The 19,369-nt window shown below is 54.7% G+C and carries 17 protein-coding genes; 1 reads left to right on the top strand and 16 read right to left on the bottom strand.

All coding sequences use genetic code 11. The annotated features are described in order from the left end of the window. Positions 1-165 precede the first annotated feature (165 nt). The 6 genes from ACFPQ4_RS16300 to ACFPQ4_RS16275 form a co-directional block, all read right to left on the bottom strand. Complete coding sequence (locus ACFPQ4_RS16300) at positions 166-1,746, bottom strand: ABC transporter substrate-binding protein (RefSeq protein ID WP_378112937.1); 1,581 nt, start codon at positions 1,744-1,746, stop codon at positions 166-168. Positions 1,747-1,846: 100 nt separating this feature from the next. Then, complete coding sequence (locus ACFPQ4_RS16295; protein WP_378112936.1) at positions 1,847-2,776, bottom strand: carbohydrate ABC transporter permease; 930 nt, start codon at positions 2,774-2,776, stop codon at positions 1,847-1,849. Positions 2,777-2,796: 20 nt separating this feature from the next. Beyond that, entirely contained in the window at positions 2,797-3,777 is a 981-nt protein-coding gene (locus ACFPQ4_RS16290) for an ABC transporter permease (RefSeq protein ID WP_378112935.1), read from the bottom strand. A gap of 184 nt (positions 3,778-3,961) precedes the next feature. Continuing rightward, positions 3,962-5,566 carry a response regulator transcription factor gene (locus ACFPQ4_RS16285; protein ID WP_378112934.1) on the bottom strand — a complete coding sequence of 535 codons (1,605 nt, stop codon included), beginning with the start codon at positions 5,564-5,566 and terminating at the stop codon, positions 3,962-3,964. After that, entirely contained in the window at positions 5,541-7,376 is a 1,836-nt protein-coding gene (locus tag ACFPQ4_RS16280) for a sensor histidine kinase (RefSeq protein ID WP_378112933.1), read from the bottom strand. Before ACFPQ4_RS16280 ends, ACFPQ4_RS16285 begins: the two co-directional genes overlap by 26 nt. 154 nt (positions 7,377-7,530) lie before the next feature. Continuing rightward, positions 7,531-7,863, bottom strand: coding sequence for a YerC/YecD family TrpR-related protein (locus ACFPQ4_RS16275; protein ID WP_378112932.1), 333 nt, complete (start codon positions 7,861-7,863; stop codon positions 7,531-7,533). A 267-nt stretch (positions 7,864-8,130) separates the two neighbouring features. On the opposite strand from ACFPQ4_RS16275, the gene ACFPQ4_RS16270 reads away from it, so the two are divergent. Then, positions 8,131-8,547 (top strand): hypothetical protein, encoded by a 417-nt coding sequence (locus ACFPQ4_RS16270; RefSeq protein ID WP_378112931.1) that lies wholly within the window; start codon positions 8,131-8,133, stop codon positions 8,545-8,547. Between the two features lie 70 nt (positions 8,548-8,617). Here ACFPQ4_RS16270 and ACFPQ4_RS16265 read toward each other — a convergent pair whose 3' ends face one another. From ACFPQ4_RS16265 to purM, 10 genes are all read right to left on the bottom strand, one after another. Then, positions 8,618-9,562, bottom strand: coding sequence for a DUF1861 family protein (locus tag ACFPQ4_RS16265; RefSeq protein ID WP_378112930.1), 945 nt, complete (start codon positions 9,560-9,562; stop codon positions 8,618-8,620). A gap of 38 nt (positions 9,563-9,600) precedes the next feature. Then, positions 9,601-10,605 (bottom strand): inorganic phosphate transporter, encoded by a 1,005-nt coding sequence (locus ACFPQ4_RS16260; RefSeq protein ID WP_378112929.1) that lies wholly within the window; start codon positions 10,603-10,605, stop codon positions 9,601-9,603. A gap of 30 nt (positions 10,606-10,635) precedes the next feature. Next, positions 10,636-11,253 (bottom strand): DUF47 domain-containing protein, encoded by a 618-nt coding sequence (locus tag ACFPQ4_RS16255; protein ID WP_378112928.1) that lies wholly within the window; start codon positions 11,251-11,253, stop codon positions 10,636-10,638. A gap of 260 nt (positions 11,254-11,513) precedes the next feature. Further along, positions 11,514-12,602 carry a DUF3048 domain-containing protein gene (locus ACFPQ4_RS16250; RefSeq protein WP_378112927.1) on the bottom strand — a complete coding sequence of 363 codons (1,089 nt, stop codon included), beginning with the start codon at positions 12,600-12,602 and terminating at the stop codon, positions 11,514-11,516. Positions 12,603-12,688: 86 nt separating this feature from the next. Beyond that, a complete protein-coding gene (locus tag ACFPQ4_RS16245) occupies positions 12,689-13,510 on the bottom strand; it encodes an alpha/beta hydrolase family protein (protein WP_378112926.1) in 822 nt (273 codons plus the stop codon). Positions 13,511-14,312: 802 nt separating this feature from the next. Further along, positions 14,313-15,578 carry a phosphoribosylamine--glycine ligase gene (purD, locus tag ACFPQ4_RS16240; RefSeq protein ID WP_378112925.1) on the bottom strand — a complete coding sequence of 422 codons (1,266 nt, stop codon included), beginning with the start codon at positions 15,576-15,578 and terminating at the stop codon, positions 14,313-14,315. A gap of 3 nt (positions 15,579-15,581) precedes the next feature. Continuing rightward, on the bottom strand, positions 15,582-16,316 hold the full coding sequence (locus tag ACFPQ4_RS16235; protein WP_378112924.1) for an IMP cyclohydrolase: 735 nt from the start codon (positions 16,314-16,316) through the stop codon (positions 15,582-15,584). 19 nt (positions 16,317-16,335) lie between these two features. Beyond that, the gene (locus ACFPQ4_RS16230; protein ID WP_378112923.1) at positions 16,336-17,514 is read right to left on the bottom strand and encodes a phosphoribosylaminoimidazolecarboxamide formyltransferase; all 1,179 of its coding nucleotides are present in this window, start codon (positions 17,512-17,514) and stop codon (positions 16,336-16,338) included. A 39-nt stretch (positions 17,515-17,553) separates the two neighbouring features. Further along, on the bottom strand, positions 17,554-18,177 hold the full coding sequence (gene purN / locus ACFPQ4_RS16225) for a phosphoribosylglycinamide formyltransferase (RefSeq protein ID WP_378112922.1): 624 nt from the start codon (positions 18,175-18,177) through the stop codon (positions 17,554-17,556). Then, entirely contained in the window at positions 18,174-19,220 is a 1,047-nt protein-coding gene (purM, locus tag ACFPQ4_RS16220) for a phosphoribosylformylglycinamidine cyclo-ligase (RefSeq protein ID WP_378112920.1), read from the bottom strand. The genes purN and purM overlap by 4 nt, the downstream gene beginning before the upstream one ends. Positions 19,221-19,369 lie beyond the last annotated feature (149 nt).

The following is a 19,369-nucleotide window of genomic DNA, read 5'->3' as shown; positions in this document are numbered from 1 at the left end:
GCCGAACTTTCATTCTCATTTATGCTAACGAATCGTTAAGCCAATGTCAACGCATTACCCCCGCCCTACTACCAAGTGTATCCAATTTGTGTCCGATATAAGGAAAACCGCCAAGCAGTTGCGCTTGGCGGTGCTTGGCGGTTTCCTTATCTAACTATTTAAGCTTTATTTCGAAGCAAGGAACGCATCCAATTGTTTTTGTTTCTCGGCGATAATGTCTTTCAGGCCGTTGTCGTTCATCTTCTTGATGAACTCATCCGCTTTGCCCGGATCGATCGCGCCCGTATCCAAGCCCGGATCGAATTCCTTGCGGATGTTGTTTAACACGGAAGCTTGCGACGAGATCGGTTCGGCGTTGAACGTGAAGCCCAGTGCCGGGGAGTTGATCGCGTTCTCGTTGAACGCTTTGAACAGCGCCCATTTGTTCGGATCTTCGTTATCCCATACGTAGTTCAGGAATTGGCTGCCGAACATCCACGCGGAACCGATCGCGTAGTTAGGCGTGTTCGCCGTAGCTGTGATGATCTCGCCGTTACGCGTATAATGGTCGCCTTCGATACCGAAGTTGAGCAAGTTGTTCAATTGTTTGTCCGTGTGGAGCAGGTTGATGAACATCATGGCGCGCTCAGGGTTAGCCGAAGTCGTCGTGATTCCAAGCATCGAGCCTGCCGTTTCGCCGGTGGATACCGTACGATCGGTCATCGCGATTTGTTTCAGCTTGCCTTGCAGGTTAGCGGCGTTCGCTACTTCGGCGTCTTTACCCGGTTTCAGCGGGAATACGCCCATGAACACGTTGCCGGCTTTCATTGCGTCTTGCGGGGAGAGCTGAGCCGTAGCCGCGTCTCTGTTGATGTAACCTTTTTGGAAGAAATCGCGGGTGACGGCAAGCGTTTCTTTGTAGATCGGGAAATCGTAACGCGCTTTAACCGTCGTGTCCGTGCCGTTCTTCATAACGACGCCGTCGATTTGGCCATCGCCGAGGTGATCGTATTTAGCGAAGTAGTGAGCGTTAAAGTTTTCGCCGTCTTTCAGATAAAGAGGTACCAATTCAGGCTTCTTCTCTTTGACGACCGCAAGAATCGGTTCGAGGTCTTTGATCGTCTTGACCGCATCCAATTGCGTCGTCAGACCGAGCTCGTTGGCAACGTCCGTACGATAGATGACGCCGCCTTGTTCGGCAAGCTCTTTGTTCGTCGGGATGCCGTAGTTGAAGCCGTTGATTTTAGCGCCTGCGAGGAATGCCGGAGGCAGCGTTTCGATAATGCCTTGGCCGTACTTCTCGAGCAGGTTTCCGTATTTACCATTCGGATCATTCAGTGCCAAGAACGCGCCTTTGGCGACGTTGTTGGAATGACCGTTCCAGGAAGCCGTGAACAGAATGTCCATTGGCTCGCGTCCCGCGATGGCTAGGTTGATCTTATTATCCCATTGGCCCCAATCGATCATGTTGATGTCGATTTTGGCGTTAATCTTGTCTTTCAGGTAAGCGTTGATAGCTTCTTCGACTTTCTTCTCGTCCTTCGGTGCCGTGCCCGGGAACGTCAGGGACAACGTCACTTCAGGAAGATCCGCGGCGGATGGAGCAGGTGCATCGGAGCTTGCCGAGTCCGTAGACGCCGGTTCTTTCGAAGCTGCGGTGGACGGCGAAGCGTTGCCGCCATTGTTGTTATTGTTGCCGCAAGCCGCGAGTACGACGGCGAGCGTCAAAATAACGGCGAGCAGCATTACGTTACTCTTTCTAAGCATGGGTATTGCCTCCCTTTTCATGTTTGAACATCTATGCTCAACCGGCCGGTAACCGGTAGAAGCCTTTCACTGAACAAACCCCAATGCTTTCCAATAGAACTTACCCCTTGACGGCGCCTACGGTCAAGCCTTGAATGAAGAAGCGTTGGAAGAACGGATAAGCGAAGATGATAGGGCCTACGCCGACGATCGCCATCGCCATCCGCGCGGTTTCGCTTGGCATCGTGAAAGCGGGATTCGCTTGCAGGATCGCCGAGTATGCCGCCGAGTTCGCGCTAAGATATTGAATATCCAAGAGCGCTTCGTACATCCGGAACTGAATGCTGTGCGGTCCGTTGTCGGTAATGAACAAGAGACTGAGGAACCAGTCGTTCCAATACCCTAGCGTGCAGAGCAGCCCGACCGAAGCGAGTACCGGGAGCGATAACGGGAGGACGATATTGAAGAACGTTCGGAACTCCCCGGCCCCGTCGATCCTAGCCGATTCGAGCAACTCCGTCGGTATCGAGTTGGAGAAGAACGTACGAATCAGCAGGACGAAAAATCCTTGCACGAACATCGGCATCATGAGCACCCACATTGTGTCTCTCAAGTCCAGAATGTTCGAGTACATCAAGTAGAAGGGAACGAGACCGCCGTTGAACAAAATAGTGAAAAACATAATGAACGAAAACAGGTTGCGATGCTTGAAGTCGCGTCTGGAGATCGGATAAGCGTACAGCGACATCATCGTCACCGCGATCAAAGTACCGCATAACGTTACGAATATCGAGATCCCGTAAGACGTGACGACCGGGCGCCAGTCGTTGAGCAGGAACTCGTAAGCTTCCAAGCTGAACTTCTCTGGCCAGAACTTATATCCATGAATGAGCACCTGCTTCTCGTCCGAGAACGAGACGCCGATGAGCAATAGGACCGGAATAATGCAGAACGCGGAGTAGATCCAGAAGAAAATATTGATGACGAAGTTCGATCCGCTCGAAATCGCTAGCACGTCGCGATGCTTTTTTCTGGGAGTAATTGCAGCCATAGGGTAATCCTCCTTCTTGTTTAGAACAGGGCGTCGTCCTTGCTGACTCGTCGCACGATGAAGTTAGATCCGAGTACGAGCACGAAGCCGACGATCGCTTGGTAGAAGCCTGCGGCGGATGACAGCCCGATGTTCCCCGACACGAGGAATCCCTGATAGACGTAAGTGTCGATAACCAACGTTGTATCGTAGAGCGCCCCCGCGTTACGCGTGGCGTTGAAGAACAATCCGAAGTCCGCATAGAAAATTCTTCCGATCTGCAGCATCGTCAAGACGATAATAACCGGGCGGATGAGCGGCATCGTAATGCTCCATACTTGCTTCATCCGGGATGCACCGTCGATCGTAGCCGCTTCGTAATACTCCTTGTCGATACCGATTATGGCTGCCAAGTAGATGACCGCGTAATAACCGATGCCTTTCCAAGTGTTCAAGATCGGCAGGACGAGCGGCCACCACTTCGGATCCGAGTACCATTCCACTTCGCTCGCGCCGAACCAATGCAAGATCTCCTTATTCATGATGCCGAGCGCCGGGTTAAAGAAAGCGTAGACGAGATAGCTCAGAATGACCCAGGACAGGAAGAACGGCAGGAACATGATCGTTTGGTGCAATTTCGCGAGCCTGCGGTTGCGCATCATGTTGAACATGAGGGCGAAGGCGACACCGATGATGAGATTCAAGACGATGAACACGAGGTTGTACGCGACCGTATTCCTCGTAATCCGCCATGCGTCGCTTGTTTTGAACAAAAACTCGAAGTTTTTCAAGCCGACCCATTCGCCGTTCATGAAGTTCACGAAGAAACTGCGGGATTCGTAAGTGATTTTCTTGAACGCGATCAGCGCGCCTGCCATCGGGAGGTAGTTATTAATAATAATTACGATAAGCGCAGGAGCCATCATGAGATAGAAAACGCCGTATTTTTGCCAATAGCCTTGATTAAGCGTCTTCACTTTCCTTGCTTTCGGTTGCACGACCGTCTGCGTAGCTTGTTCCATCTCTATCACAACCTTTATCTTGTATCGTGTTGTCTCGTCTGTGACTTCATTGTAGTGGAAAACGTTGTCAGCCATCTATCTACTGCAGTGACCGACATAGCACTATTGTGACTTTTGGCTATCCGATTCCGAAAATGAAAAAACCGCCAAGGAATCTTGGATTCCCTGGCGGCTTCAAGCCTGCTTATGGCATAGTCTGATGCCTCTTGCGATACTCTTGCGGAGTGTAACCCGTCGTCTTCTTGAACAGCTTAGCGAAGTAGGAGAAGTGCAAATACCCGAGTCCCTCGGCGATATTGCTGATCTTGTCGTTCGTCTCCCGCAGCTGCTTCTTCACTCGCTCGATCTTGAGCTGAACGATATAGTCGGATAGCGATAGGCCCGTCTCCTTGCGGAAAAGGCGAGACAGATACGCCGGATTACGGTACACGGAATTCGCGATGTCGTCCCGGCTTAGCTCCTTATGCAAATTGTCTTGTATAAAAGCTTGGATTTTGCCGATGACGGCCGACGCGTCGCGCTGATTGATGATCGCCTGCCCGGCCTTGGCCAGCAGCTTTGTCGCCCAAGCTTGCATGAGCACCGGCGTGCGCGCGGTTTGCCCGTCATGAATCTCCTGCGCGGTCACCGTATCGTAGATCGACATCCCTTTGCGGCTTGCCGCCTGGAACATCAGATGCACAAAGCCGTAATAGAACAGCTCGAGCGATTCGCGGCCCGCCGATTCCGCTTGGAACCGGCCCATCGTCTCTTCGATCGCCTTCCCAAGCTCCTCGATCTGCCCCCCGTCGAGCATTAACGCCCAATCCGAGAACGAAGGCAACGCTTGGCCCGGAGCAACCGCTCCCTCGCCGGCTCCCGCTTGGATGCCGTCGATTACGGTTTGCGGTTGCGACACGTTCGACCGTTCCAATTGCGAGAGACGCTCGAGCGCTTCGGGAAGCTCCGCGATCCGCGACGACTGTCCGATATAGCATGATACTCTGCAATGGAAGTAGTCGTTGCACGCGCGAACATATTGCAAGCACCGCCTCTTCAGCTCGGCGCGATCCTCGGAATCGCCGTAGAGCAGCGCGATGTTCAGCTCGTTCCGGTCCTTCAGGATCGTACCGGCTTGTTCGCCGAGTATGATCTCCGTCGCGGCTTTGCGCACCGCATACTCCATAATGCTCTCGTCCCGCGCGTCCAGTTCAAGCTCCCAGGCTTCGATACTGAGCAATACCGGCAGCACTTGCCCATCCGAATCGAGCGGAATATCGTATAGCTGAAACTCCCTGTTCAATCGATCCGGCGACGCGGACGCTTTGCCGCTTAACACCTCGTGCCAGAAGCGCTCCACGAGTATCGGGAGCTGATTCGTCCATTGCCGGCGATACAGCTCGAGCGTGTCCTCGAACGCTTCTTGCTCGCGACGCCGCTCAATCTCGTCTATTGCCCGGCGCACGATGTCCTTCAGCATGTCGTGATCGACCGGCTTCAGCACGTAGTCGAAGCAACCGTAATGCAGCGCCTCGCGCGCGTATTCGAATCTCGCATGTCCGGTCAGGAATATCGTCAACGCCGAAGGGGACGCTTCCCTCACGTATTTGAGTAGCTCGATCCCGTTAGCCCCCGGCATCTCGATATCGGAAATGATCAGATCGACCTTCGACTGCCGCAAATGTTGTTTCGCCTGTTCGACGCTGTCCGCTTCCAGTATCGCTCCGATCGGTACGTCGCTCCAATCGATTCCTTGCGTTATGCCTTTCAAGGCATAAATCTCGTCATCGACGACCAGCATCGTTAGCATCGTTATCCCCCTCCGCGGCAGTTTCTTCGATCGCCATCTCCGTATCCATGTCGACCTGTCCCGTGCGCGACGTCGGCAGCCTGATCGTCACTACCGCGCCGCCGGTTTCGCTATTGCGGAATGTAATGCTGCCTTCGTCTCCGTATAGCATTTTGAATCGTCGCAAAATATTCCATATCCCAAGATGCTGTTCGCCCATTCCGGCCATGTACACGTTGCTCTCCAAATCTCTCAGCATATCCGGCGGGAATCCCGAGCCGTTATCCGTGACGACGATTCGAATGAATCGGTCCGGCGCGACGGGGTCATCCTCGGAATAAATCCGAATGCGGAATACCGAGCCATCCTGTACCCTGCGATTGAACCCGTGAATAATCGAGTTTTCCACGAAAGGCTGAATCATTAACGGGGAAATATCGGTATTCATATGTCTGGGTTCGATTTCGATTTCGTAATCGAGCTTCGTGACGTACCTGAGCTTGTGAATTTCCAAATAATTTTTGACGTGCCCCACTTCGTCTTCCAATCGCACGACCGAGCGGTGGCTCTGCATGAGGAACCGGAAGTAGTCCGCCAAGTGCAGCGACAGCTTCTGCACGGATTTGAAATCTTTTAGCGCCGCCAAGTTGTAGATGATGTTCAGACAGTTCATATAGAAGTGCGGGTTAATCTGAATTTGCAAATGCTTGTATTCCGCTCGTTGCACGCGAAGCTGCTCCTCGTAGATTCCGATCTTGAGCCGTTCGATCTGCTCCGCCATCTGGTTGAACGAGCCCGACATGAACGCGAACTCGCTGCTCTGATCGGTTGGAAGACGGACGTCCAGCCGGCCTTGACCGATTTTGCGCATCCCGCGGATCAATTCGACGAGCGGCTTGAACATGACGCGCTGCAGGAAGATCAGATAGAGAGACAAGAGCAACGCCATGAACAGCGGAATCCACACGTACAGCATTTTCTGGAAAAACGGCAAGTTACGCAAAATATACGACTCCGGCATAACGATCAAATAGCTGAAATCGGTGTACGCCGAAGGCTTGGATAAGACGAGGTAGGACTCGCCGCCTTGCCTCACGACGCCATAGGAATCTTTCATCTCGCTGACCTTCTTACGGAATTGCTCGTCCTGCAGCGGTTTGAATGCATCGTCGTCGGCTATGACCGTTTCGGCCGGATCGATCAGGAAGGTACTGCCGACAGAGCCGACCTCGAAGCTGTCCATCCCCCGCATCATGCTCTCGGCCCGCACCAGAACGCCGGCGAACACTTCGGAACCCATGTCGACGAACTTCAGCAAGTAGTAGATATCCCCGATCTTCATCGTCTCCCATTCCGGGGAGAAGGCGAGCGTGTTGTTCTTCAGATGCCTCGTCGTCCAATCCTTCAGCGCGGCCTGCTTGCTCACCGAGTTGCCGCTGTATTGCGTCGTCAGGAAGATTTCGTCCTCTTTGCGGTTATAGACGAACAGCGAATCGATGTTGTAGTTCATCCCTAGCGAGTTGCCTATGAAATTGTTCTGGATTCGGATTTTGGCTAGCGTGTAGCCGTCATCTTTCGCCGATAAATTTTTGATGCTGGCGATATCGGGGTCGCTCTGTTTCAGTCGCAGCAAATAATAGACGAACTCGAGCAATATTTTGTCGTTCTCGCGAACGTTGACGGACAGTAGCTTGTTGTAGTTGGAGGAAACCTGCTGGCGAACGACGTTCATGGCGTACAGGTTATTGTAAATGAGGAAGGCGACGATCGGCACGATGATGAGCAGGAAGCCGAATACGATCTTGAATCTTACCGACTGCCAATACTTCACGGCGCGCTCCCCCTGTAAGTCGATGTTGCCATTAGCATAACCTACCATTTCCGGAATGGGCAACACGTATTTCGATAGAACATTCCGAACGCAAAATACGCCGCCTGCTCCCTCCAAGGGAACAAGCGGCGTACGTTTGGTACACGATAAGGATTTATTCGTTGTGAACTCCCTCGGCCGGCTTCGCTTCGTTACCGAAGCGTCCAAGCCGCTCGAGCGTCAGCTTATAGCCGTCGTTGCCGTAGTTGAGGCAGCGTTTCACGCGGGAGATCGTAGCCGTGCTCGCACCCGTCTCCGATTCGATCTGGTTATACGTATGCCCTTTGCCGAGCATGCGCGCAACCTCCAACCGCTGGGAAAGCGATTGAATCTCGTTCACCGTGCACAGATCGTCGAAAAACACATAAGCTTCTTCTACATCCTTCAACGTCAGGATTGCCTCGAATAGTTGGTCGATCGATTTATCGTTCAGCTTCTTTAATTGCATGATCGCGTGCTCCTTCCCTCGCGAACTTCCCCTGCCGAAAGCGATGCATCGGCGCATGGCATGTTCGCACAAACCTATGATCCCATTGTACTTCGTAGCTTCGTATTCTTCAAGCGTCACCGTATTTCCGCATTACAGAGGTAAAATGTCCGGGTAGGCGGGCATTCGTCCATGCCGCTCGGGGCATTCGCACATATGTATAACCAAACGTAAACCTATGCGTCGCTTTGCATGGGGTTGAATAACGAAGAAGGGGGTGACTTCATCATGTACGATCCGTATACGCCCTCCGATCGCAACTGGACATCGGGCCAGGATTCGTTTCCCGGTATTGGACCCACGTTCTCCGGTCCTCCTGCCGAGGTCAATCCGACGGTGTTGCCTACGCAGACGGGATCGACGGGCTCCTCCATCAAACTCCCGTTCAACATCAATATTTCGAACCTGAACGATCTGAAGGCGATGTTCGATCGCATGGGCGGCATCGAAGGCGTCATGTCCATGGTGGGCAAAGCCCAGAAGTTCATGTCCACGATGCAGCAAGTGGCGCCGCTCGTCAAGCTGTTCATGGGCAAAAAGGGATCATCCGCGGACAAATCGACATCCCGCCCGCGGCGCAGAAGGCGGACGACCGCAAGGCGTCCGGCTGCCCGTCGCAGACGTATTTCCTCCAAGAAGCGCTAACGGAGACGCGGAATTAAAACATGATGGCCTGAAGCAGGAAGTTCCCGCTTCAGGCCATTTTGTTTGCGTGTTAGGACTCGTACTCGAGGAAGGGATCCGGCAGGACGATAACATGCGCTTGGGCATCGCTGACTCCCGTGTAAAGCGATGCGGTTCCGTTCGGATGCCGGATGAGCCCGCCGCTGAACAACACGTCGATCAAATCCGGCCGCTTGGCCGGTCCGTCCGGGAACATCGCCCGCGTCGCGATCAGCTTGATCGGCGTCGTCCGATGCGTAGCCGGGTCGTAGGCGAACACCATCGGATAATAGTGCCGGATGTTGTCGTCTTCCATCCTCGCGATATGGCCGAGCACGCCGATCTTGCCGCTGCGGAGCAAATGCGCTTCGTTCGCGCCGCCCCACTCGTCGAGCAAAAACTGATTTTTGAACAGTCTGGCCGAGGAGATAATCTCCTCTGTTAATTCCGACAAAGCCCCGACTTCCGTATACCCGATAAGCGCCCGCGCGCCATCGACCATCATCGGACGCGTGAACACGCCAATGCGCCCGCTCTCCAAGCCGATAAGCCGAATATCCTTCATCGTTAGCGGACCTTTGGCGAACGGCTCCAGTTGCGCGATCGAATGCCCGCGATAGAATACGGTCCTCCAAGACGAAACGTAGTGCGGATCGTCTCCATCGAAGTACACCTCAACGCCTCCGAAGACGAGTTCACCTTCGATGAAGGTAACGAACGGATCTTGCAGCGCTAAGACCGGCGCTCCGTTCCTCGGTACCCACTCGCCGTTCCGCTCGACGAAGAAGACGACCTCGGACGATTCTTTGTCTCGATCCTCGACGCGTCCGGCAATGACGGGCTCACCGTTATCGATGAAAGGCGCGCATATATTGTATACGTCCCGCTTGCCTACACCCGCGAAGATCAACTGCTCGCCTCTCGCCTCGGGTGGATGAACCATGAACTCCCGCAACAATTCGACACATGATTTCGCCCGCTCGGTGTATACAAGCATTATGTCGCCCTCCAGACATGATCAGGGGCCGAAATGAGTTAAACGAACAAGCTTACTAACAAGTAGACAAGCATCGAAATCACGCTGGCGATCGGTATCGTAATGACCCAAGTCCATACGATTCTGCCGGCCATGCTCCATTTGACGCTGGAAAATTTCTTGGCGGAGCCTACGCCGAGAATCGAAGAAGTAATCGCATGCGTGGTGCTGACCGGAAAGTTCGACAACGTCGCCGTCAAAATAACGGACGCGGAAGACAAGTCCGCCGCGAATCCGTTGATCGGCTCGATTTTGAAGATTTTAGTGCCCATCGTCTTAATGATTTTCCATCCGCCGACCGACGTGCCGAGCGCCATGGCCGTTGCTGCACCCAGCTTAACCCATATCGGAATGTCCACATCCATGCTCGGTTCGAAATCCGCCGCGACAAGCGCCATCATAATGATGCCCATGGCCTTCTGCGCGTCATTCGTACCGTGAGTGAACGATTGGAACGCCGCCGTCAGCACTTGACCGGAACGGAACACTTTGTTGATGCGGTGCGGACTCGAGTTGGCGAAGATGTGCTTCAGAATGAACATGATGATATAACCGATAATGAACGCAACGATCGGCGATATGATCAGCCATTTGACGATCTTCGTGAAGCCCGCGTAGTTAATGCCGTCGAAGCCCTCCGAAGCGATGACCGCGCCGGCCAGCGCGCCGATGATCGCATGCGAGGAAGAAGAAGGAAGGCCCAACCACCACGTTATAAGGTTCCACAGTATAGCCGCGATCAGCGCGGCTATTATTACCGTCAATCCGTGGTCTAACTCGAGCGGATTGGCGATATCTTTACCGATCGTCTTGGCGACGCCGGTAAACATAAGCGCACCTAACAGGTTCATCGCGGACGCCAAAATAATCGCCCGACGAGGTGTCAAGGCACGCGTAGATACGGACGTCGCGATGGCGTTCGCCGTATCGTGGAAACCGTTGATGAAGTCGAAGCCTAGCGCTAATAAGACGATAATCACGACTAATAACGTTTGATAATCCATTATATTCTGTTCAGTCCCCGTTCGCGCCGATCAAGAATTGCGCATGATTATAGATTGCAGCGTATTCGCGACGTCTTCGCACGAGTCCGTCGTCTCTTCTAATCGCTCGTAAATTTCCTTGTGCTTGATCAGCTCGATCGGATCCTTCACGTTCAGGAACAGATGCTTGATGCCTTGGCGCATCAACTCGTCGCCTTCGTTCTCCAGCTCGTTAAGCTTCACGCAATACGGCTGAATAGCGAGCAGCTTCTTCTGAGTCAGCAAATAAATCGCCGATTTGATTTCTTGCGCGCAATTGCGCAAGCAAATGCCGAACTTGCGGATGAACGGATCGGCCTTCGTGATCTGGTACATTTCGAAACGGGACGCGCAAGCTTCGATACCGTCCAGCACGTCGTCCAGCTTCTTGATCAGCTCCATGATGTCCTCGCGCTCGATCGGCGTGATGAACGTCTTGTTCAGTTCGGTCAAAATTATATGGGTGCACTTGTCACCCTTATGCTCATAGTCCTTCATTTCTTTGGCGAAAGCCGTTACGTCCGGCAGATCGCCGTTCACTGCGTTAGCGAATCGATCGACGGTTTCGTAAATAACGTCGGCCATTTCTTCGAGCGTCTTAAAAAAAATGTCTTTTTTACGGAGGAACACGGATAGCCCTTCTTTCCCATTGAGTACCTACTTAATAAACCTTGCATCCATTTTTTACATCCGGATGACCACTCAATATTTTATCATAGGCTGGACGAGCTTGGTATGCCTACCTTTGACACTTTCGACACATTTTTTAAGGTTACCAGCGAGGGGAAATCGTAGTCGGATAGTGCCGACATTTTTTTATATTCGCCGATACATGCAATCACGAAAAAAAGCCCGCGCTCGGCACGGACTTTAATCGGTTGCGATCGTTATTATTGATACGTTAAGTATGAGTTCAGCGCCTTGGCGTTCGGTACGACGTGATAATAAGTGACTCCCGGGATGAACGGCAGCTCCGCTCCGTCTTTCATCAAGCGGATCGTGTCGCCTTCCTTGCGCTCCCACTTGCATGGAATCGCTTTGCCTTGCTGGAACAATACCGCGTCCCCGCCGCTGTTGAGGTCAAGCTCGAGCCGTCCGTAATCGTCGTAAGTCACGTACTTGGAGGCCAGCACGACCAAGTTGGTCGCCGTCAGCTGCTGATTGTTGTTCTTGTCAATATGCGGCTTATCGTTGATGAACCGGTTGTACTTGGACGTGGCGCTATCGTACGCATAGGAAACTTTGTAATCCTGCAGCATGAATTTGATATCGATCTTCGTCGCGGCTTCGGCGGTTGCCAATGCGGGAGGAGCAGGATCGAACGAAAGCTGCGGCACCGTAACTGTCGTCGTGTACTTGCGTTTCACAACCGCTTCGCGAAGCTTCTCGAGCGTCGTGTATACGTTATGCGGCGCTTTGCGCGTCTTATCGCGGTAGAAGTAAGCCCCGGCGTTGTTAATCTCGTCGAGCGTCTGCTTCTTCTGACGTTGCAAGATGGCGAGCGCGTCGTTGCTTGCGCCGACGTGGACGAGGACGCTGTTATAAAATTCTCCGACTTGCAGGAAATAAGGACGAATGCTGCGAACCGGACCGATCGGATCGGTAAAATCTTTGCTTTGGAAAATGGCGACTAGACGCGTGATTCCGCCCTCGGCAAGCAGCTCCCATACGATATCGGCATTCGTTAAACCGGATTGGGGACGCGCGGGCGCCAAGTTGTTGATCATGACGCCGAACGGACGATTCGTTACCGCTTGCTCGACCGGCAACCCGGTCAGAGGCGCGACGAATGCGGCGATCGGAGTCGGCGTAGGCGTAGGCGATTCCGAAGGCGATGCGGTCGAAGTCGGCAACGCGCTTGCGGACTCCGTCGGCGCGGTTACCGGCTTATCGTTACCGCCGCATGCCGAAAGCCCGACGAGACTGAGAGACAAAGCTACTGCTGCATACTTCTTGCTCCATGTAAGACGAGATTTCAAGAGAAGATCCCTCCGTCAGCATTCGGGTTATTCTCCCATTAAACCACAACGGACGGAGCTTGTCTTGATCCCAACGTCTTATCGCGTCAGATGCTCCAGTGCTGCCAGTCCTGCTGCCGCGTTTCGTGGCTGTTCAGCCATGCCAGCGTCGAGTCGAACAGCTCCTGCTTATGAAGACCTTGCGTATACGTATGATCCGCTTGGAACAGGATGTTCTTGTCGCAGCGGCCCTCTCCGCGCAGCCAGAACGTCTTCTCCAATAAGAAGCTATAATCGGCCGGGATGACGTCGTCGGAAGTCCCGTGAGCTACGAAAACGTCGCCGTGGAACTTCTGCGCTTCCTGGAACGGCTGGTGCTGCTGCAACGATTCGAAGAACTTCGGCTTCAGTCGGTAGCCTTGATAGTCTGCTTGCCCTTTGCTAGCGGCATCTTCGTATACTTTGCGTCCGACGATGCGGACGATATCGTTGAATGGATGGGCTACCGGCGACCACAGCGCGAGCGATTTCACTCGGCGGTCCCTCGTTCCGGTAAGTAGCGCGACGGCGCCGCCCAAGCTATGGCCAAGCAGCGTAACCCGCAGCGGATCGACGCAATCGAGGCTGAGGCTGTAATCCAGAACTGAGCGGGTTTGCGCGATCATCGAATCGAGCCCATGCTCTCCGTATATACCGCCGCTCTCTCCGCATCCCGCGAAGTCGAAGCGGATGACCAGATAGCCGCTATGCGCGAGCTGTCTGCTTGCCAGCAGGAACAGTCTATCTACGCCGATCCGGTTGCCGACGAAGCCGTGGCATATAACGACGAGCGGCATTTTATTGGCCGTTACCTGTTCGTCCTTGACCGGGTAATGAATTGTTGCCGTAAGCGCGATGTCTTCATGGCGAATCGTGATTGGTTTCTCCATGATGTAAACCCCCTTCAATAACCGTTAATTCCGATAAGTTAACTATGAATTAAAGATTATCATCGTTATAAGGGGATGTCAAGAGATAGCTTAACGTAAATTGAACGTCGTTTACGGGATTAACGCGTGCAACGGTGTGGGGCGCCGTTAGAGCGGCGAAGTTAGCGCGATTGGCTCATGCAACGGTGCGTGGCACCGTTAGAGCGGCGAGTTGGCGCGATTGGCTCGTGCAGCGGTGCGTGGCACCGTTAGAGCAGCGAGTTGGCGCGATTGGCTCGTGCAGCGGTGCGTGGCACCGTTAGAGCGGCGAGTTAGCGCGATTGGCTCGTGCAACGGTGTCTGGCACCGTTAGAGCGGCGAGTTAGCGCGATTGGCTCGTGCAACGGTGTCTGGCACCGTTAGAGCAGCGAGTTGGCGCGATTGGCTCGCGCAACGGTGTGTGGCACCGTTAGAGCGGCGAGTTGGCGCGATTGGCTCGTGCAACGGTGTGCGGCACCGTTAGAGCGGCGAGTTGGCGCGATTGGCTCGTGCAGCGGTGCGTGGCACCGTTAGAGCGGCGCACGAATCGCCAATAATTGGACACACTAAGGGAAAGCTTGCCTCAATTGAAAGGAGCTTCCCCTCATGAAATCGTTCGTAACCTGGCTGTCCGAGCATACGCTTACCGCCGTGTTGATCGTAGGAACGGCTTATGCGTTGTGGTTCGTCCTCTCGCATCGCAAGGAATTGTTCCGCAAAGAATAGCACCGCCCGTCACCCCTTAACGCAAGGGATAACGGACGGTGCTATTTGGGTTCGTTTATTAGATTAGCGCTTTAGCCGCAATGTCGGTTCGGTTCATTTTGCCTTCGAACGAAATGCGGTTTGCCGCGGCATAGGCGTTAGCGCGCGCTTCGGCAATGCCCACGCCGCGCCCGACTATGCCGAGCACCCGACCGCCGTTCGTTACGATTTGGTCGTCTTTGCTTGCGGTACCGGCGTGGAAGACTAGCGCTTGCTCCTCGCTCACTTCTTCAAGCCCCGTAATCGGAAGCCCTTTCGCGTAGGAGCCAGGATATCCGCCGGAAGCTAACACGACGCATACCGCAGCTTCTTCGCTCCACGTAATGTCGATCTCGTTCAACCGGCCGTTGATCGATGCCAAGAAAATATCGAGCAAATCGGTCTGCAGGCGCGGAAGCACCACTTGCGTCTCCGGATCGCCGAAGCGAGCGTTGAACTCGATCGTCTTCGGTCCGTCCTTCGTAATCATGAGACCCGCGAACAATACGCCGCGGAATGGACGGCCTTCGGACACCATCGCGCAAGCTGTCGGCTTAATGATGTTCTCTATCGCGTCGTCGATAATCGACTGGTCGATATGCGGCAGAGGCGAATACGTGCCCATGCCGCCGGTATTCGGACCTTTGTCGCCGTCGTACGCCGGCTTATGGTCTTGCGCCGGGGACATCGGACGTACCGTCTCTCCGTCTACGAACGCCAAGATAGACATTTCCTGTCCTTCAAGGAACTCCTCGATGACGACTTTATCTCCGGCCGCGCCGAACGAACGGCTGACCATCGTCTCCTCGAGCGCCTTCTCCGCTTCCTCGCGGGTGAAGCAGACCGTTACGCCTTTACCTGCTGCAAGTCCGTCCGCCTTAATAACGATCGGCACCGGTTGCGATTGCAAGTAGTCGCGTGCCGCCGCGTAATCCGTGAACGTCTCGTACTTCGCCGTCGGGATATCGTATTTGCGGAGCAGGTTTTTCATGAAGATTTTGCTGCCTTCGATCTCGGCGGCGTTCTTGCGAGGGCCGTACACCGGAATGCGGGCCGCTTCGAAAGCGTCCACGATGCCCGCGGCAAGCGGGTCATCCGGTCCGATGACCACAAGATCGATCCCGCTGTCTTGCGAGAACTGCACGAGACGGTCGAATTCGAACTCCCCGATATCCACGTTCTCCGCGATCAAAGCCGTACCGGCGTTACCCGGCGCGCAGTACAATTGCTTAACTTTGTCGCTGCGCTTCAACGCCCACAGAATCGCATGCTCGCGTCCGCCGCGTCCTACCACTAGAATGTTCACGGATTAGACCTCCTTGTTGAAGACCGTCAAAGAAATCGAGCCGTCGTCTACGCCGATCGTTTTCACCAGAAGCGAAATTTTATTGTCTTCGTTGAGCAGGCTCCAATAGTAGCTCGCCGTCTCTTGCGCGTTGTTGAACAGCGGCGCCAGCTTCGGCTCGCCTTGGAACGAAGGCAGCGGATTGCCGTCGCCCACGTAGGTCGATATGAAGTGGCCGTAACCCGCGATCGCGTTCTCGTAATGGAAATACTGACGTTTCGTCTGTGACTCGTCGTTCTCGTTCGACTTAAGGATCGACAGCTTGTAGGCGTTCTGCTTGTCGTTCAAATCGACGATGCCCGAGATGCGCGGCGTGAAGTTCTGCGGGTCCGGCTCGTACGTGCGCGTTCCGAGCGCTTGCTCGAACGTGCCGCCTTGGCGCAGCGCCTCGTAGATCGTGTCGGTCTGGTCGCCGTTCGTCACGATGTGCGCGCCGTCCGTATGTCTGAGCGGATAATAGATGATGAGCGAAGGGTCCGACAGCTTCGCCGGATCGGCTGCTTCCGTCCGCAGAAATCCGTTCTCTTCCGGAACGAAAATACGATTGCGACTGTTTTCGCTCCTTCCCATGATCCAATAAACTTGCATGTATCGGGTCGCGTCCGGAGTCAGTCCGATGATGATACCTCGTCCCGGGTACGCGTTTTGTCTTAATTCTTGAACGGTGCTTTCCGCTTGCTTCTGCCATTGTGCGCTCATGCTCGTAACACCCTCCCCGTTAGTGATGGAACAGGCGTACGCCCGAATACACCATGACCATATCGTAATCGTTCGCGGCTTGCACCACTTCTTCGTCGCGCAGCGAGCTGCCCGCCTGGATGATGTATTTCACGCCGCTGCGGCTTGCACGGTCGATATTATCGCGGAACGGCAAGAACGCGTCGGAACCGTACGATACGCCTTGAAGTCCGCTCAGCCATTCGCGCTTCTGTTCCCGCGTCAAGCGCGCAGGTACTTCTTCGAAGCAGCCTTCCCAGCTCGCTTGCTCGATCGGAGTGAGTTCGTCTTCCAACCACAGATCGATGGCGTTGTTCTGTTCGGCGCGCGCAAGCCCTTCGCGGAACTTCATGTTCAGCGCTGCCGGATGCTGACGCAGGAACCAACGGTCCGCTTTGTCTCCCGCAAGGCGCGTGCAATGAATGCGCGACTGTTGGCCTGCGCCGATACCGATCGTCTGGCCGTCCAGCGCGTAGCAGATGGAGTTGGATTGCGTATATTTCAATGTGATGAGAGCGACTAGCAAATCGCGTTTCGCGTTGTCCGGCAAATCCTTGTTCGCCGTCACGACTTTGTCGAATACCGAAGCGTCAGGCACGGCGCTATTGCGCTCCTGTTGAAGCTTCATTCCGAACAAAGTGCGGGTTTCGATCGGGTCGGGAACATACTCGGGATCGATTTGCAAAATCAAATACTTGCCGCCTTTTTTCTGCTTCAAAATCTCGAGCGCCTCAGGCGTGTAACCCGGCGCCACGACTAGGTCGGACACTTCGCGTTTGAGCAACAGCGCCGTCGAGGCATCGACGACGTCGCTTAAAGCTGCCGCATCCCCGAAGGAGGACATGCGGTCGGCGCCGCGCGCGCGCGCATAAGCCGTCGCCAGCGGCGAAAGCTCCGCGCCGTCGACGAAGTACGCTTTGGCCAACTCAGGCGTCAACGGCGCATACACGGCCGCTCCTGCTGGGCTGACGTGCTTAAAGGAAGCCGCAGCCGGCAATCCGGTCGCTTGGCGCAGCTCGCGCACGAGCTGGAATGCGTTCAATGCGTCGCATAAGTTGATGAAGCCAGGGTCTCCGTTAACGACCTTCAGCGGTAGCGGTTTTCCGTCCGCCGTCAGCTTGGCTTCCTTCTGATGCGGGTTCATGCCGTATCTCAAACCAATTTCGTATACTTCGCTCATCGTTTGTTCGCCCTTTCCATTGTCGCTTGCCGTCCGCTTCTAGCATTGCGAGACCGTAACTACTCTGCCGCTTAGCGACACTCTACCGTCCGCTATCCATTTCACGACTTCCGGCAGCATCGCGTGTTCCGCTTGCTGGATGCGCGCGCCGAGAGTTTCCTTCGTATCGCCTTCTTGGACTTCTACCGCTCGCTGAGCGATAATCGGTCCCGTATCCGTACCGCCGTCCACGAAATGGACGGTTGCTCCGGTTACTTTCGCCCCGTAGGCGATCGCTTGCCCGATGCCGTCCATCCCCGGAAACGCGGGGAGCAAAGCAGGATGAATATTAATCATTCGCCCGTAATAAGGCTCGACGAGCACGTTCGTCACGAGTCGCATATAGCCGGCCATGACGATTAATTCGATGCCTTTATCCTGAAGCTTCGCCACGATTTGCTCTTCGTAAGCTTCGCGGGACGCGAATTCCTTCGGGTTGAAAAGGTACGATTCTATTTCGAATGCTTTGGCGCGCTCGAGCACATAGGCCGAAGGCTTATCGCACACGACGAGCGAGATCGTTGCATCGATCCCGCCCGCGCGTATAGCATCAGCTAGCGCCTGAAAGTTGCTTCCGCTGCCGGAAGCGAATACCGCTATTTTCAGCGGCACGGCTCGGGTCATGGAAACTCAACGCCTTCGAACGTGACGACCTTGTTGCCTTCCGTCACGGTGCCGATGCGGTACGCTTGCTCGCCCTGAGCCTTCGCGATACGGAGCGCTTCCTCCGCTTGATCCGCAGGCACGACGAGTACCATGCCGATGCCCATATTGAACGTCGTGTACATATCACGATCGGTGATTGCGCCGTCGCGTTGCATGAGGTTGAAGATCGGAAGCACCGGCCATGCGCCGAGCTTGATATCGACGTTCACGCCGTCCGGGAGGACGCGCGGAATGTTCTCAATGAAGCCGCCGCCCGTAATGTGCGCCATGCCTTTGATCTTAACGCTCTCGATGATGTTAAGAATTTGCTTCACGTAAATGCGAGTCGGCTCGATCAGCACTTCGCCGAGCGTCTTGCCTTCGAGTTCGGGAAGCTTGTCCGTAAGCGCGTAGCCCTTCTGTTCGAGCAACAATCTGCGCACGAGCGAGAAGCCGTTGGAGTGCACGCCGCTAGAAGCGAGACCGATGACCGCGTCTCCCGCAGCGATCGTGGAGCCGTCGATCGCTTTCGGGCGATCCACGATGCCTACGGTGAAGCCGGCGATATCGTATTCGCCTGCGCTGTACATGCCCGGCATTTCCGCCGTTTCGCCGCCGATAAGCGCGCAGCCTGCTTGCTGGCAGCCGTCGGCGATGCCTTTGACGATCGCTTCGATCTTCTCGGGAATGATCTTGTCGCACGCCAGATAGTCGAGGAAGAAGAGCGGCTCAGCGCCGGTAACGATGACGTCGTTAACGCACATCGCGACCGCATCGATGCCGATCGTGTCATGCTTGTCCATCGCGAACGCGAGCTTCAGCTTCGTGCCGACGCCGTCGGTGCCGCTGACGAGCACGGGCTCCTCGTACTTATCCTTGTTCAGGCCGAAAAGCCCGCCGAATCCGCCGAGACCGGTAAGGACTTCGGGGCGGAACGTTTTTTTGACGTGTTTCTTCATCCGTTCGACGGCTTCGTTGCCCGCGGCGATGTCGACGCCGGCTTGTTTGTAGGCTTCGGACACAAACTCCACTCCTTTGTATGGGTCATAATCGCCACTTCAGAACGAACCATCGGGTTCCGCCTGCTGTTCCAGTCGCGTGATCGGATTAGACGATGAGGTAATCACGCGACTGAAAAGGCAGGACGTAAACTCTCCACCCGATGATTGTT

It is taken from the genome of Cohnella yongneupensis, assembly GCF_042655785.1.
Taxonomy (GTDB): domain Bacteria; phylum Bacillota; class Bacilli; order Paenibacillales; family Paenibacillaceae; genus Cohnella; species Cohnella yongneupensis.
Note: the sequence above shows the minus strand (reverse complement) of the source record. Positions and strands in the feature narration are given on the sequence as shown.